Source organism: Leifsonia sp. Root4, assembly GCF_001425085.1.
GTDB lineage: Bacteria > Actinomycetota > Actinomycetes > Actinomycetales > Microbacteriaceae > Microterricola.
Map to the genome: position 1 here is coordinate 159,058 of NZ_LMDN01000003.1, position 13,298 is coordinate 172,355.

The 13,298-nt window shown below is 68.4% G+C and carries 15 protein-coding genes; all 15 read left to right on the plus strand.

What is annotated here, in order from left to right; all coding sequences use genetic code 11:
- Positions 1 to 46: 46 nt before the first annotated feature.
- The 15 genes from ASC66_RS17855 to ASC66_RS10555 all read left to right on the plus strand — a co-directional run bounded on the left by ASC66_RS17855 (position 47) and on the right by ASC66_RS10555 (position 13,140).
- On the plus strand, positions 47 to 376 hold the full coding sequence (locus ASC66_RS17855) for a flagellar FlbD family protein (RefSeq protein WP_082492257.1): 330 nt from the start codon (positions 47 to 49) through the stop codon (positions 374 to 376).
- Positions 376 to 1,140, plus strand: a complete 765-nt coding sequence (locus ASC66_RS10490; protein WP_055838890.1) for a motility protein A — start codon at positions 376 to 378, stop codon at positions 1,138 to 1,140. Before ASC66_RS17855 ends, ASC66_RS10490 begins: the two co-directional genes overlap by 1 nt.
- Positions 1,137 to 2,030, plus strand: coding sequence for an OmpA/MotB family protein (locus ASC66_RS10495; RefSeq protein ID WP_055838893.1), 894 nt, complete (start codon positions 1,137 to 1,139; stop codon positions 2,028 to 2,030). The genes ASC66_RS10490 and ASC66_RS10495 overlap by 4 nt, the downstream gene beginning before the upstream one ends.
- Before the next feature lie 125 nt (positions 2,031 to 2,155).
- Positions 2,156 to 3,061: a flagellar motor switch protein FliM gene (locus ASC66_RS10500; RefSeq protein WP_055838896.1), complete on the plus strand. Its 906-nt coding sequence runs from the start codon at positions 2,156 to 2,158 to the stop codon at positions 3,059 to 3,061.
- Positions 3,058 to 3,831 (plus strand): flagellar motor switch protein FliN, encoded by a 774-nt coding sequence (gene fliN / locus ASC66_RS10505; RefSeq protein WP_235496854.1) that lies wholly within the window; start codon positions 3,058 to 3,060, stop codon positions 3,829 to 3,831. The genes ASC66_RS10500 and fliN overlap by 4 nt, the downstream gene beginning before the upstream one ends.
- A complete protein-coding gene (locus ASC66_RS10510) occupies positions 3,832 to 4,293 on the plus strand; it encodes a FliO/MopB family protein (protein ID WP_055838902.1) in 462 nt (153 codons plus the stop codon).
- Positions 4,293 to 5,090: a flagellar type III secretion system pore protein FliP gene (fliP, locus tag ASC66_RS10515; RefSeq protein WP_055838906.1), complete on the plus strand. Its 798-nt coding sequence runs from the start codon at positions 4,293 to 4,295 to the stop codon at positions 5,088 to 5,090. The genes ASC66_RS10510 and fliP overlap by 1 nt, the downstream gene beginning before the upstream one ends.
- Entirely contained in the window at positions 5,090 to 5,365 is a 276-nt protein-coding gene (gene fliQ, locus ASC66_RS10520) for a flagellar biosynthesis protein FliQ (protein WP_055838910.1), read from the plus strand. The genes fliP and fliQ overlap by 1 nt, the downstream gene beginning before the upstream one ends.
- Positions 5,365 to 6,126, plus strand: coding sequence for a flagellar biosynthetic protein FliR (locus tag ASC66_RS10525; RefSeq protein ID WP_055838912.1), 762 nt, complete (start codon positions 5,365 to 5,367; stop codon positions 6,124 to 6,126). Before fliQ ends, ASC66_RS10525 begins: the two co-directional genes overlap by 1 nt.
- Complete coding sequence (locus tag ASC66_RS10530) at positions 6,127 to 7,245, plus strand: EscU/YscU/HrcU family type III secretion system export apparatus switch protein (RefSeq protein WP_055838915.1); 1,119 nt, start codon at positions 6,127 to 6,129, stop codon at positions 7,243 to 7,245. It begins immediately after the preceding gene.
- Positions 7,242 to 9,284, plus strand: a complete 2,043-nt coding sequence (locus tag ASC66_RS10535; protein ID WP_055838917.1) for a flagellar biosynthesis protein FlhA — start codon at positions 7,242 to 7,244, stop codon at positions 9,282 to 9,284. Before ASC66_RS10530 ends, ASC66_RS10535 begins: the two co-directional genes overlap by 4 nt.
- An 82-nt stretch (positions 9,285 to 9,366) precedes the next feature.
- On the plus strand, positions 9,367 to 10,269 hold the full coding sequence (locus ASC66_RS10540) for a hypothetical protein (RefSeq protein ID WP_055838921.1): 903 nt from the start codon (positions 9,367 to 9,369) through the stop codon (positions 10,267 to 10,269).
- Entirely contained in the window at positions 10,269 to 10,517 is a 249-nt protein-coding gene (locus ASC66_RS10545; protein ID WP_055838923.1) for a carbon storage regulator, read from the plus strand. Before ASC66_RS10540 ends, ASC66_RS10545 begins: the two co-directional genes overlap by 1 nt.
- A gap of 60 nt (positions 10,518 to 10,577) precedes the next feature.
- Positions 10,578 to 11,624, plus strand: coding sequence for an LLM class flavin-dependent oxidoreductase (locus ASC66_RS10550; RefSeq protein WP_055838925.1), 1,047 nt, complete (start codon positions 10,578 to 10,580; stop codon positions 11,622 to 11,624).
- A gap of 100 nt (positions 11,625 to 11,724) precedes the next feature.
- The gene (locus tag ASC66_RS10555; RefSeq protein WP_235496903.1) at positions 11,725 to 13,140 is read left to right on the plus strand and encodes a glyceraldehyde-3-phosphate dehydrogenase; all 1,416 of its coding nucleotides are present in this window, start codon (positions 11,725 to 11,727) and stop codon (positions 13,138 to 13,140) included.
- The last annotated feature ends 158 nt before the right edge of the window (positions 13,141 to 13,298 follow it).

Sequence of the window (13,298 nt, forward strand, 5' to 3'; positions counted from 1 at the left end):
TGACGGCCGATCGGTCGAGCACCGAGACCGGAAGCGAGGCGAGGCGATGATTGTCGTAACCCGACTCAACGACAGCCAGTTCGCGATCAATCCCGATCTGATCGAGCGCATCCACGAGAGCCCCGACACCACCCTGGTGATGTTGGACGGCGCCAAGTACATCGTGACCGAGTCGCTCGCCGAGGTGATCGCCCGCATCACGGAGTACCGCGCCCGTGTGATCAACCTCGCTTCAGCGATGCAGGACGAGTCCGAATATCAGGAACACGGCCGCCCGCAGCCCGTGCTGCGCCCGGTCGCCAGAGCGCTCGAGCTCGCCCCGGACCCGGTTGACCCGCAGCCCGGCGGTCACAGCGATTCGACGAGGAGCAAGTAATGGATCCCGCCATCCTCATCGGCCTGGTGATCGCCTTCGGCTCACTGTTCGCCATGATGACGCTCGAGGGCACCGCCGTGACGGCGATCCTCATTCCGGCGCCAATGATTCTGGTGCTCGGCGCGAGCCTCGCTGTCGGCATGGCCGGCGGCACCCTGAGCGACACGCTCTCCGCGCTCAAGGCGCTGCCCAAGGCGTTCATCGGCAAATCGGTGAAGCCCAAGGTCACCATCGCCCGTCTCGTCACCCTGGCCGAGACGGCGCGAGCCGAAGGCCTGCTCGCCCTCGAGCAGGAGGCGGAGAACGAGAGCGACCCGTTCCTGAAGCGCGCGTTGCAGAGTGTCGCAGACGGAACCGACGGCGAAGAGCTGCGCATCCTGCTCGAAGACGAGATCCACACGGCCGATCGCACCGCGCGCAACGCCGCCCGTTACTTCACGAGCGTCGGCGGCTACGCCCCGACGATCGGCATCATCGGCACCGTCGTGTCGCTCATCCACGTCCTGGAGAAGCTCGACAGCCCGGCGACGCTCGGCCCGATGATCGCCACGGCCTTCGTCGCCACCCTGTGGGGCCTGCTCAGCGCCAACTTCATCTTCCTCCCCATCGGCACCAGGCTGAAGCGCCTGGCCGAGCTCGAGAACGAGCGGATGACGCTGCTCATGGAGGGCGTGCTCGCCATCCACGCCGGCAGCCAGCCCCGCCTGCTCGGGGAGCGCCTGCGGGCGATGGTCCCGCGTGCGAAGGACTCGGAAGCGGCATGAGCCGCCCAGGCCGCCGCTCGCGCGGCACCGAACACGCCGAGGAGCACGTCGACGAACGCTGGATGGCGTCGTACATGGACATGGTCACCGTGCTGATGTGTCTCTTCATCGTGCTCTTCGCCATGTCGACCGTCGACCAGGAGAAGTTCACGGCGCTCAAGAACTCGCTGGCCACCGGCTTCGGCTCTGTCGAGGAGGGCAAGATCGACACAGCCAGCGGCGTCGTCGTGCCGCCGGACAAGGTCAGCGAGGAGGGCGACGGCTTCACCGACGCCGAGCTCGCCGTGACCGAGGTCGACACCCTGGTGAAGCTGCGCGATCAACTGCGTTCAGCGCTCGAGGCCCAGAACTTGGCCCACGCCGTCACCTTCGTCATCGATCAGCGCGGGCTGACCATCGGCCTCATCGGCTGGGAGACCTTCTTCCAACCCAACAGCATCGATCTGCAGGGGGAGGCCCTCGCCGTCGTCGACACGATCGGGCCGATCCTCGCCGCCTCCGCACACAACGTCTCCGTCGAGGGCCACGCCGACTACCGCGGCTCGCCCAACCCGTTCCCCACCGACTGGGAGCTCTCCGGCGGGCGCGCAACGCAGGTGCTGCGGCGCATGGTCGAGTCAGCCGGCTTCCCCAGCGGCCAGATCTCGGCGGTCGGATACGGCTCCGCCAGGCCCCAGCGCACGGGGGAGACCCCGGAGGACATGGCGTTCAACCGCCGCGTCGACATCGCGGTGCTCTCGCCTCAGCCCGAGGCCGTGCGTGAGCTCATCCCCGATGTGCTCGCCAACGGCGGGAAGGCGCCGGCGGAACCAGCAGCGCCGGCTGAGACCCCGGCCACCCCCGACAAGAAGGCCGACGCCGCGACAAAAGAAGCCGCAGCGAAGCACTAGATCGAAAACAGGCAGTCGGCGCCGCGACCGCCCGCCCGTGCCTGTTTTCGGTGCAACCGCGCCGAATTCACCTGTTTTGACCCCGGCGGCTTACGGCGGCGTCCACGCTGCCGATAGTCGCATTCGTGACGGTCCGAGAGAAGCAACAGCGCGCGGCATCCGCAGGGCCCCGCACCGCCCAGGTCTACGATTTCCGGCGCCCGACCACGCTCGCCCGCGAGCACTCGCGCGTACTGGAGCTCGCCTTCGAGACCTTCGCCAGGCAGTGGGCGACGCAGCTGACCGCGAAGGTCCGCGTGCTCTCGCAGGTGAGCTGCGAACAGGTGCTCATGCACAGCTACGACGAGTACGCTGCCGGGCTCCCGGCGACCACCGCGATGGTGCTGTGCTCGATCGGCTCCAGTGCGGCCAAGGCCGTCGTGCAGTTCCCGGCATCCGCCGGCCTCTCCTGGGTGGCGCGCATGCTCGGCGGCACGGGGGAGACCCAGGCGCCGGAGCGCGTCTTCACCCAGATCGAGCAGGCACTCGTGCGTCGTCTGATGGATGACGCTCTCGAAGACCTGCGCTACTCGCTCGGCGCCCTGTTGACCCATGACATCTCGATCGACGGCATCCAGTACAACTCGCAGTTCGCCCAGGCAGCCCCGACCTCTGAGCTGATGATCGTGGCGAGCTTCGACGTGCGGGTCGGCGACCACCGCTCCCGCGCGACCGTCGCCATCCCCGCCGCCGTGATCCTGCCGCAGCTCGGCGAATCGAATCCGACGAGCCCCGTCGAGAACGCGCGCGGGCTGATCGAGGCCCAGCTCGGAACGGTTCCCATCGACGTGGTGCTGCGCCTCGCACCCGCCCCGGTGCTGCCTGGCACCGTGCTCGGCCTCGCCGTCGGTGACGTCATCCCGCTTCCGCATTCCCAGCACCGCCCGCTCGACCTCGTCGTCGACGGCCACGAACTCGCCGACGCAGCCGTCGGGATCAACGGATCCCGCCTGGCCTGTGTCGTCGTCAGCACCAAGGAGACAGCACGATGACGCCCAGTATGACTCTCGAATCCGGCACAGCCGAGCTTGCTGCCGTGAACGCCCTCCTCGCGGTCCTTCCGCTTCCGGGGGTGAGCCACGCCGCCATCGCCCGCGATCTGAGCGGAAGCGAGGCCGCAGCGGCGGCCGCCGCCATGTCCGGCGCCGCGATGGCGTCGTTCGTCGGATCCCGCTCGGCAGACCTCGCCATCGCGGTGCTCGACGGCGCGGCACTGCAGAGCGCCGGCGGAAGCGACTCACCGCTGATCTCTGCGGCCGATGTGCTGCGCCCGTCGCTCGAGGCCGCGGCCGCAACGCTCGGCAACGGCCTGCTCGGCGCGAGCACCCTCGGTGACGCAGGCGGCCTCTTCGCCGATGACGAGGCCGTCGTCTTCGAGCTCCTGAACGGTGCGGATGACGACGCAGCCGTGCTCGGCTGGTTCGCCGTGCGCGTGCGCGACGCCGTCACGACTCCCGCACACGGCCGAGGCGCGGCCGCGCCGGGCTCAGCGGCATCCGACGCAGAAGTCGTCGGCAAGCTCGGCCGGATCAACAACGTCGAGATGGCGCTGACCGTCGAACTCGGACGCACCAGGATGACCGTGCGCGATGTGCTCTCGATCGAGCCCGGCGCCGTCATCGAACTCGACCGTTCCGCCGGAGCCCCCGCCGACGTGCTGCTCAACGGCCGGCTGATCGCCCACGGCGAGATCGTCGTCGTCGACCAGGACTACGCCGTACGCATCACCCGCATCCTCGACGTGGCAGACGGCGCGCTCTAGGTGGAAACCCTCTTCGTCGCACTGCGCGTCCTGCTCTCCCTCGGTGCCGTTCTGGCGCTGCTGTGGTTGCTGCAGCGACGCTTCGCGCGCGGCGGAGTCGGCTCGGCGGCGAAGGCGCGCGCCGCTAACAACCCCGCCGTCGTCGGGCGGCAGAGCGTCGGTTCCAAGGCCAACGTCGTCGTTGTCGAGCACGACGGTCGGCGCTTCCTGCTCGGCGTCACCGAGCACGGCGTGAACGTGTTGCACAGCTCCCCGATCGAACCGGTGCCCGGGCTCGACCCCGATCTCTTCGCGCGGGAGCTCGCAGCGGCCGAGCCGGCCGATGTGGCCCTCGTCACCCAACAGGCCGCACCGTCAGACACCGTCGGTGACTCACCGCTCGCCGGCTCCATGCTGGCGGGCTCGATCCTCTCCGGCGAGACGTGGAAGCAGGCCGCCGCCGTCGTTCGGAACCGGCGGTGATGCGCCGCTGGGCGATCGCGCTCGGCATTGTCTCCCTCCTCGTCGGCGTCGCCGTTCTCGTCGATGTGAGCAGCGCGATGGCCGCCCCGGTCGACCCACTGCTGCCGACCCCGCCCGCCGAGCCCGGCGGCGGAGTGCAGGTGGAGATCAACGGCCCCAACGGCACGCCCTCGTCGGCCGTCGTCACACTCATCGGCATCACGCTGCTCTCGGTCGCACCGGCGCTGCTGCTCATGATGAGCTCATTCACCAAGATCTTCGTCGTGCTGGCCATGACCAGGAACGCGCTCGCCCTGCCGACGATCCCGCCGAACCAGGTGCTCGCCGGTCTCGCCCTGTTCCTGTCGCTGTTCATCATGGCCCCCGTGCTCACCGCCATCAACGAGCTGGCCGTTCAGCCGTTCATCGCGGGCACGATCGACTTCTCACAGGCGCTCGAGGCGGCATCCGCCCCACTGCAGGTGTTCATGCTCGCCCACACGCGTGAAGAGGACATCGCCCTGATGACGCGGGCGGCCGGGCTGCCGAACCCAGAGAACGCCGCGGCCGTGCCGCTCACCACGCTCATTCCCGCGTTCATGATCTCGGAGTTGCGCGCCGCATTCATCATCGGCTTCGTGATCTTCGTGCCGTTCCTCGTCATCGACCTCGTCGTCTCGGCCGTGCTCATGTCGATGGGCATGATGATGCTCCCGCCGGTGATGATCTCGCTGCCGTTCAAGATCCTGCTGTTCATCCTCGTCGACGGCTGGGGGCTCATCATCACCTCGCTCATCACCAGTTATCGGGGTGGCTGATGGATGCCGCCGCCGTCCTCGACATCGCGATGCAGAGCCTCATCATCTCGGCCAAGCTCGCCGCTCCACTCCTGATCACTGCCCTCGTCGTCGGCTTCACGATCTCGCTGTTCCAGTCGATCACGCAGATCCAGGAGGTCACGCTCTCCTTCGTGCCCAAGGCGATCGCGGTCTGCGCCGCCCTGTTCATCTCGGGCCAGTGGATGATCTCCGAACTCATCAGCTTCACAGAGCATCTCTTCGCCATGATCCCGATGCTGATCGGCAACGCCTGATGTTCGGCGCGAGCCTGAGCCTCGGCTGGCTGGAAGCCGTCGGTCTGGCCACGGTGCGGATGACGGCCTTCCTCATGATCGCGCCGCCGTTCTCGTACCGGGCCATCCCCGCACGCGTCAAAGCGATGCTCGGAATCGGACTCGCCCTCGCCGTGTCCCCGCGGGTCACGCCGGGCTACGAACCGCTCGACACCGGCGCCTTCTTCACGGCGCTCGCCCTCGAGTTGCTCGTCGGCGCCGTGCTCGGATTCCTCGTCGCACTCATCTTCTCCGCCGTGCAGTCGGCGGGAAGCCTGATCGACCTGTTCGGCGGCTTCCAGATGGCGCAGGCCTTCGATCCAGGATCGATGGTCAACGGCGCCCAGTTCACGCGCCTGTTCCAGATGACGGCTCTCGCGCTGATGTTCGCCTCCGGGGCCTACCAGCTCGTGATCGGCGGCATCGTCCGCTCCTACGAGTCCATTCCGCTCGGAGGCGGGCTCGATCTCGGCGTCAGCGCCGAGCTGATGGTGACGGGCGTCAGCCAGATGCTGCTCGCCGCCGTGCAGATCGCCGGACCGCTGCTCGTCGTGCTCTTCCTGGCCGATGCCGGACTCGGGCTGCTGACACGCGTCGCGCCGGCCCTCAACGCCTTCGCCCTCAGCTTCCCGGTCAAGATCCTGATCACGCTCGTGCTGGCGGGGATGGTCGTCACGGTGCTGCCGGAGGTCATCGCCGCACTCACCGACGAAGCCTTCACCACGATGCGGGAGGTGAAGTAGATGTCGGACGCCTCCGAGAGATCCGAGCAGGCGACGCCCAAGCGCATGAAAGAGGTGCGCTCCAAGGGCCAGCTCACCCGCTCCCAGGACCTCGTCGCCTGGCTCGGCGTCGGGGCCGCCGCCGTCATGCTCTCCACGACGATCGCGCGGGGGACAGAGGCGGCCGAATCGCAGATGTTCGGCATCCGCGACGTCATCGCGGCCCCGAACCCCGAGCACGCGCTCGATGAGTTGGTGCAGGGGCTCGGTTCGATGCTCGGCACGCTCGGCCCGCTGTTCGCCGTCGTCGCAGCCGTCGTCCTGCTCGGCGCCGCCGCGCAGGGCGGCATCCACTTCCGCAAGTTCACCGGCCGCTACGAGCAGCTGAACCTCGTCAAGGGCGCCGGACGCGTCTTCGGCATGCAGGCGCTCTGGGAGGGCGCGAAATCGCTCCTCAAGACCCTCGTCGTGGGGCTCGTGCTCTTCCTCGTGATCCAGGGCCTCATGCCGGTGCTCACGAGCGCGGGCGGCCTGCCCGTCAGCGCGCTGCTCGCCGCCGCGGCCGACGGCTCGGCCGTGCTGCTGCAGGCGGCCGTCGCCGCCGGGCTCGTGCTGGCCGCCGCCGACGTCTTCGTGGTGATGAAGCGCAACCGCAAGAAGACGCGGATGACGAAGCAGGAACTCAAGGACGAGAACAAGAGCAGCGAGGGCGACCCGCTGATCAAGTCGCAGCGGCGCTCACGCCAGCTCGCCATGAGCCGCAACCGCATGATCGCCTCCATTGCCGGCTCGGACGTCGTTCTCGTCAACCCGACGCACATCGCCATCGCCCTGCGCTACGAGGCGGGCAAGGCCGCGCCGCGCGTCGTCGCCAAGGGGCAGGGCATCATCGCCACCCGCATCCGCGAGGAGGCCGACGCGACGGGCGTGCCCATCGTCAAGGATGTGCCGCTGGCCCGCGCGCTGCACGCCGAGTGCGAGATCGGCCACGAGATCCCGCTCGAGCACTACAACGCCGTCGCGCGCGTGCTCGCCTTCGTCATGGCACTGAAGAAGCGCGGCTCGGCGCAAGGCATCCACACACTCGTTCCACCGCACTCATCAGCACAGCCTGCAGCACCACGAAGGGCACTCTCATGAATCGAAACCTCGCCAAGCTCGCCGTTCCGATCGGCGTCGTCGGCATCATCCTGCTGCTGGTCGTTCCGATTCCCGCCTGGCTGCTCGACATCCTGATCATCGTCAACATCCTGCTGGCGCTCGTGATCCTGCTCACGACGATGTTCATCCGCAAGCCGCTGGACTTCTCGGTGTTCCCGTCGCTGCTGCTCGCCGTCACGTTGTTCCGCCTCGGCCTCAATGTGGCCTCGACCCGCCTCGTGCTCGGCGAGGGTTACGCCGGCCAGGTGATCGAGGCCTTCGGGCACGTCGCCGTCGGCGGCTCCATCATCATCGGCAGCGTCATCTTCCTCATCCTCGTCATCATCCAGTTCATCGTCGTGACCAAGGGCGCTGAGCGCGTGGCCGAGGTGGGCGCCCGCTTCACCCTCGACGCCATGCCAGGCAAGCAGATGGCGATCGACGCCGATCTGAACGCGGGCCTCATCACCGACATCCAGGCGCGGGAGCGCCGCGCCGAGGTCTCGTCGGAGGCCGATTTCTACGGTGCGATGGACGGTGCGTCGAAGTTCGTCAAGGGCGACGCGATCGCCGGCATCCTGATCATCGTCATCAACGTGATCGGTGGCATCACGATCGGCATGATCCAGCGCGGCATGGAGCTCGGCGACGCGGTGAGCACCTACACGCTGCTGACGATCGGCGACGGCCTCGTCACGCAGATCCCCGCGCTGCTGATGGCGGTCTCCACAGGCATGATCGTGACGCGCTCGACCGCCGACGCCGACATGGGCACGACCGCCGGGACCCAGCTGGCGCAGTCACGCAATGCGCTCATGATCGCCGGCTGCGCTGCCATCGTCATGTCTCTCATCCCCGGCATGCCGATGATCCCCTTCATCGTGATCGGCGCCTTCCTGATCTGGGGCGCCCAGAAGGTGAAGGCGCGCACGCTCCGCGAGGAGACCGCGGCGAAGGTTCCGGATGCCGGCCCGCCGACGCTGGCGGAGACCACAGACGATCTGATCGAACAGATGCGCGTGCACGCGCTGGAGATCCTGCTCGCCCCCGACCTCGTCGATGTCGTCTCCGGCGCATCCGACGACCTGCTCGGGCGGGTGCGCGCGCTCCGCCGCAAGATCGCGATGGAACTCGGCATCGTCGTGCCGCCCGTCCGCACCCGCGACAGCATCGAGTTGCCGGCATCCACCTACGTGATCCGCATCGCCGGAGTCGAGGCTGGCCGCGGCATCGCGCCGGGCGGGCGCGTGCTGGCTCTCGGCGACGCGCTCGGGGCCCTGCCGGGAACGGCGACGATCGAACCCGTCTTCGGGCTGCCGGGCAAGTGGGTTCCGGCCGAGCTGCGGCACAGCGCGGAGATGGCCGGTGCAACAGTGATTGATCGGGTGTCGGTGATCGTCACCCACCTTTCGTCCATCGTCACGGCCAACGCCGCCCGCCTGCTCACCCGAGAGGACGTGCGCGTGCTGAGCGATGGTGTGAAGCAGGTGAATCCGGCGGCCGTCGAGGAACTGACCCCCAGCCTGCTCTCCCTGGCCGAAGTGCAGCGCGTGCTGCAGGGCCTGCTCGCCGAGCAGGTCGCCATCAACGATCTTCCCCGCATCTTCGAGGCACTCTCGCTGCGCGCGAAGGTCTCCGCCGACCCGGAGGGGCTGATCGAGGCGGCGCGCGTGGCGCTTGGCCCCGCGCTCGTCGCCAAATACCTTGACGGGCGCATGCTGCGCGTCGTGATGATCGATCCCGGCCTCGAGCAGAGCATGCTCGAGGGGCTGCGCCCGGCAGAGCTCGGCACGCAGATTCTGCTCGACGCGCACAGCATGGAGCGCGTCATCGACTCGTTGCGCTCGGCGCTCGCGCACGCCGACGCGATCGGAACGGCCGCCGTGCTGGTCTGTGCGCCGGCGCTCCGCCCGGCGATCCACCGCCTCGTCACCCCGCAGACCGGCGTCGCCGTGCTGTCCTACAGCGAGGTCACCTCCGCCAACGTCGAGATCGAGACAGTGGGGGTGGTGCGCTCTGTCACGGCAGCTGCGGCTTGAGGGTCCGTCGCTGAACGCGCTGCATGAGCGCGTTCTGGCCGAACACGGGCGGCACGCGAAGATCGTCTCGGCCGAGCGCGTCGTGAGCGGCGGCATCCGGGGCTTCTTCGCCAAGCAGCATTTCGAGGTCACGGTCGAGCTCCCGGAGTCCGGCAGTCACGGCGTGCACAGCATGAGCCTGCCGACCCGGGTCGGCCTTGCCGCACTGCTGGAGGATGCCGACAGCGCCGAACGGCAACTACTCGACGCACCGCTCGTCGAGCAGCCATCGACGGCCAGGCCGGACTTCGCCGCGCTGCTGGCGCAGATGACCTTCGACACGGCCCAGACGATCGAGAACCCCGTCCCGCGGGCCCCGGTCGCCGGGCTGCTGCCCATCACCGCCGCCGCGTTCTCGCCGGCCTCCCCGGCGGCGATCGGGGCAGCCATCGATGCCGTGCCGGCGGCCGGTCCTCCGCCGCAGCCGCTGCAGAGCCCGGGCGACCTCGTGCTGTGCATCGGCGTGCGCGCGGATGCCGAGCTGCTCGCCCGGGACTGGGCCGAAGGCTCGGGCGCCGAACTCATCCGCTGTGCGCCGCGAGGCACGGGCGTCGTCGAGCCGGTTCCCTCCGAGCCCGTGCTCTCCGATCGCCGCGACGCCGCGGCTGCGCGGGCGCGCGGCGTCCAGCGCGGGGCGGCCTGCATCGCCGTGCTCGGCCTCGCCCCGCTCGGCGCCGATGCCGATGCCACAGCCGTGGACGGCCGCGAACGCCAACTCGGCGTCGCTGCCGGCATCCTGCCCGATCAGCTCTGGCTCGTCGTCGACGTCAGCCGCAAGCCCGAGGACACAGCCGCGTGGGTCGCCGCCTGCCGCGAAGCACTCGATGTGCACGGTGTCGTCGCGATCGGCGGCGCCGAGACCTCCACCCCGCACTCCGTCGAGGCGCTCGGTTTGCCCGTGCTGTGGGCTCACAACTCCAACACGCGAAAGGATAGGCTGAGCTGATGCTTGTCTTGACGCGAAAACCAGGGGAGAAGATCCTCATCGGTGACGACATCGTCATCACCGTTCTCGACGCGCGCGGCGACAGCATCCGCATCGGGGTGGACGCCCCGCGCGGGATCAAGATCCAGCGCTCAGAGGTCGTCCAGGCCGTCGCGGATGCCAATGTCGCGGCCACGACCGCCGGTGCCGACGACGAGCAGCGACTCGTGCAGAGCCTCGGCAAGCTCACCCCGCCACCGGCGGAATAGCCGCGCCGTCCGCGTGGTTCTTGTCGGAGGCGAACGCACTCACGAACCAAGGAGGCACGGATGACGCGGGCACTGGAACTCGGAATCGACACATTCGGCGACGTCACCTTCGACGCCGACGGGCATCCGCTCTCACACGGTGAGGTGCTGCGCAATCTCGTCGAACAGGGTGCGCGAGCCGATCTGATGGGCCTCGATTTCATCGGCATCGGCGAGCACCACCGTGCCGATTTCGCCGTCTCCGCCCCGGATGTCGTGCTCGCGGCGATCGCGGCGAAGACCGAGCGCATACACCTGGGCTCGGCCGTCACCGTGCTCAGCAGCGACGACCCGGTTCGTGTCTACCAGCGCTTCGCGACGCTCGACGGCATCTCGGGCGGGCGCGCGGAGGTGATCCTCGGGCGCGGCTCGTTCACCGAATCCTTCCCGTTGTTCGGCCTCTCGCTTGAGCGCTACGAGGAACTGTTCGAGGAGAAACTCGAACTCTTCGTCGAGCTGATCAAGCAGGGCCCGGTGAGCTGGCAGGGCACCGTCCGATCGGGGCTGAATGAGCAGAATGTGTACCCGCACACCGAATCGGGAACGCTGCGCACCTGGGTCGGTGTCGGCGGGAGCCCGGAGTCCGTCGTGCGCACGGCACGCCACGGCCTACCGCTCATGCTGGCGATCATCGGCGGCAGCCCGGCGCGATTCGCGCCGTATGTCGAGCTCTACCACCGCGCACTCGCTCAGTACGCTCAGCCGGCGCAGCCGGTCGGCATCCACTCGCCCGGTCACGTCGCCGAGACCGATGCGATCGCCCGCGAGCAGCTCTGGCCACACTACTCGGTGATGCAGGAGCGCATCGGCCGGGAACGCGGCTGGCCGCCGATGACCCGCGAACAGTTCGAGGATTCAGCCGGGCCGGACGGCGCGCTCTACGTCGGATCGCCAGAGACGGTCGCGCAGAAGATCGCGGCCGCGGTCACCGTGCTCAGCGCCGAACGCTTCGACCTCAAGTACAGCAACGGCACGATGCCGCACGCGCAGCTCATGCAGAGCATCGAACTGTACGGCAGCGCCGTCGCGCCCCGCGTTCGGGAGCTCCTCGCCGAATCGGTAGACTGAGGGGTATCCCCATCAGGCAACGAGGCCATGCACGGTGACCCCCTGCGGCCGCGCGAAGGAACCCGTGACTCAACAGTTTGACGCCCACCGCACCCACTGGATCGGCCGTGAAGAACGCGCCGAGGCGATGATCCCCATCATCGGCAGCCTCTACCGCGATCACGGGGTGGTGACCTCGGTTCATGGCAGGCGGCTGCTGAATCGCTCGGCCATCGGGCTGCTCAAGGCACACAAGTTCGCGAAGCAGGTCGACGGCGCCGAGCTCGACGTCGACGACACGATGCGGGTTCTCGAGACGCTGCGCGCGCTCCGGCCCGGCCCGGCATCCATCGACATCGCCCGTCTCGTCTCCGGCTTCGCCGAGCGCGGCGACGGGCGCACGCTCGAGGAGTTCGTTCGCGACGAACTCCAGCCCGTCCTGAACGGTGACGGCGCGCCGAGTGGCGGCACGGATGTCGTGCTCTACGGTTTCGGGCGCATCGGCCGTCTGCTCGCCCGCATCCTGATCGCACACGCCGGCCACGGCGATGGCTTGCGCTTGCGGGCGATCGTCGTGCGCAAGGGCTCGGCCAACGACCTCGTGAAGCGGGCGAGCCTGCTGCGCAGGGATTCCGTACACGGCTCGTTCGAGGGCACGATCACCGTCGACGAGCAGAACAACACGATCCTCGCCAACGGCACGCTGATCCAGGTGATCTACTCCAACGACCCGGCGTCGATCGACTACACCGCGTTCGGAATCACCAACGCCATCGTCGTCGACAACACCGGGCGCTGGCGCGATGCGGAGGGGCTCGGCCAGCACCTCGCCTGCCCCGGGGTGTCCCGCGTGCTGCTCACCGCGCCAGGCAAGGGCGCGCTGAAGAACATCGTGCACGGCATCAACCACGACGCCATCACCGCCGATGACACCATCCTCTCCGCCGCATCCTGCACCACCAACGCCATCACCCCGGTGCTCAAGGCTGTCAACGAGCGGTACGGCGTCGTGCACGGGCACGTCGAGACGGTGCACTCCTTCACCAACGACCAGAACCTGATCGACAACTTCCACTCCGGCGATCGTCGCGGTCGATCCGCGGCGCTGAACATGGTGATCACCGAGACCGGTGCAGCGCAGGCCGTGGCCAAGGCGTTGCCGGAACTGGCGGGCAAGCTCACGGGCAGCGCGATCAGGGTGCCGACCCCCAATGTCTCGCTGGCGATCCTCAACCTGCGCCTGGAGACGACGCCGAGCCGCGACGAGGTGAACGCCTACCTGCGCGAACTCTCGCTCGGATCGACCCTGCGCCAGCAGATCGACTTCATCGATTCCCCGGATGTCGTGTCCACCGACTTCGTCGGCTCGCACCGTGCCGGCATCGTCGACGGCCTCGCAACGATCGCGACCGAGAACAACCTCGTGCTCTACGTCTGGTACGACAACGAGTTCGGCTACAGCTGCCAGGTCGTTCGTGTGCTCGAGGAGATGGCTCAGACCCATCCCACCGTGCTGCCGGAGCGTGCCGCGGTCTAGCCGCGACCCCGACGGTCGAGTAGGCCGCCCGCGGCCTCCGCTGGTCGAGTAGGCCGCCCGCGGCCGTATCGAGACCGAGGCCCCTGCGAAAGCTCGTGTCCGTGAGGTCTCGATACGCTCGTTCCTCGCTACTCGACCAGCAAACCGTTCAGAACGGC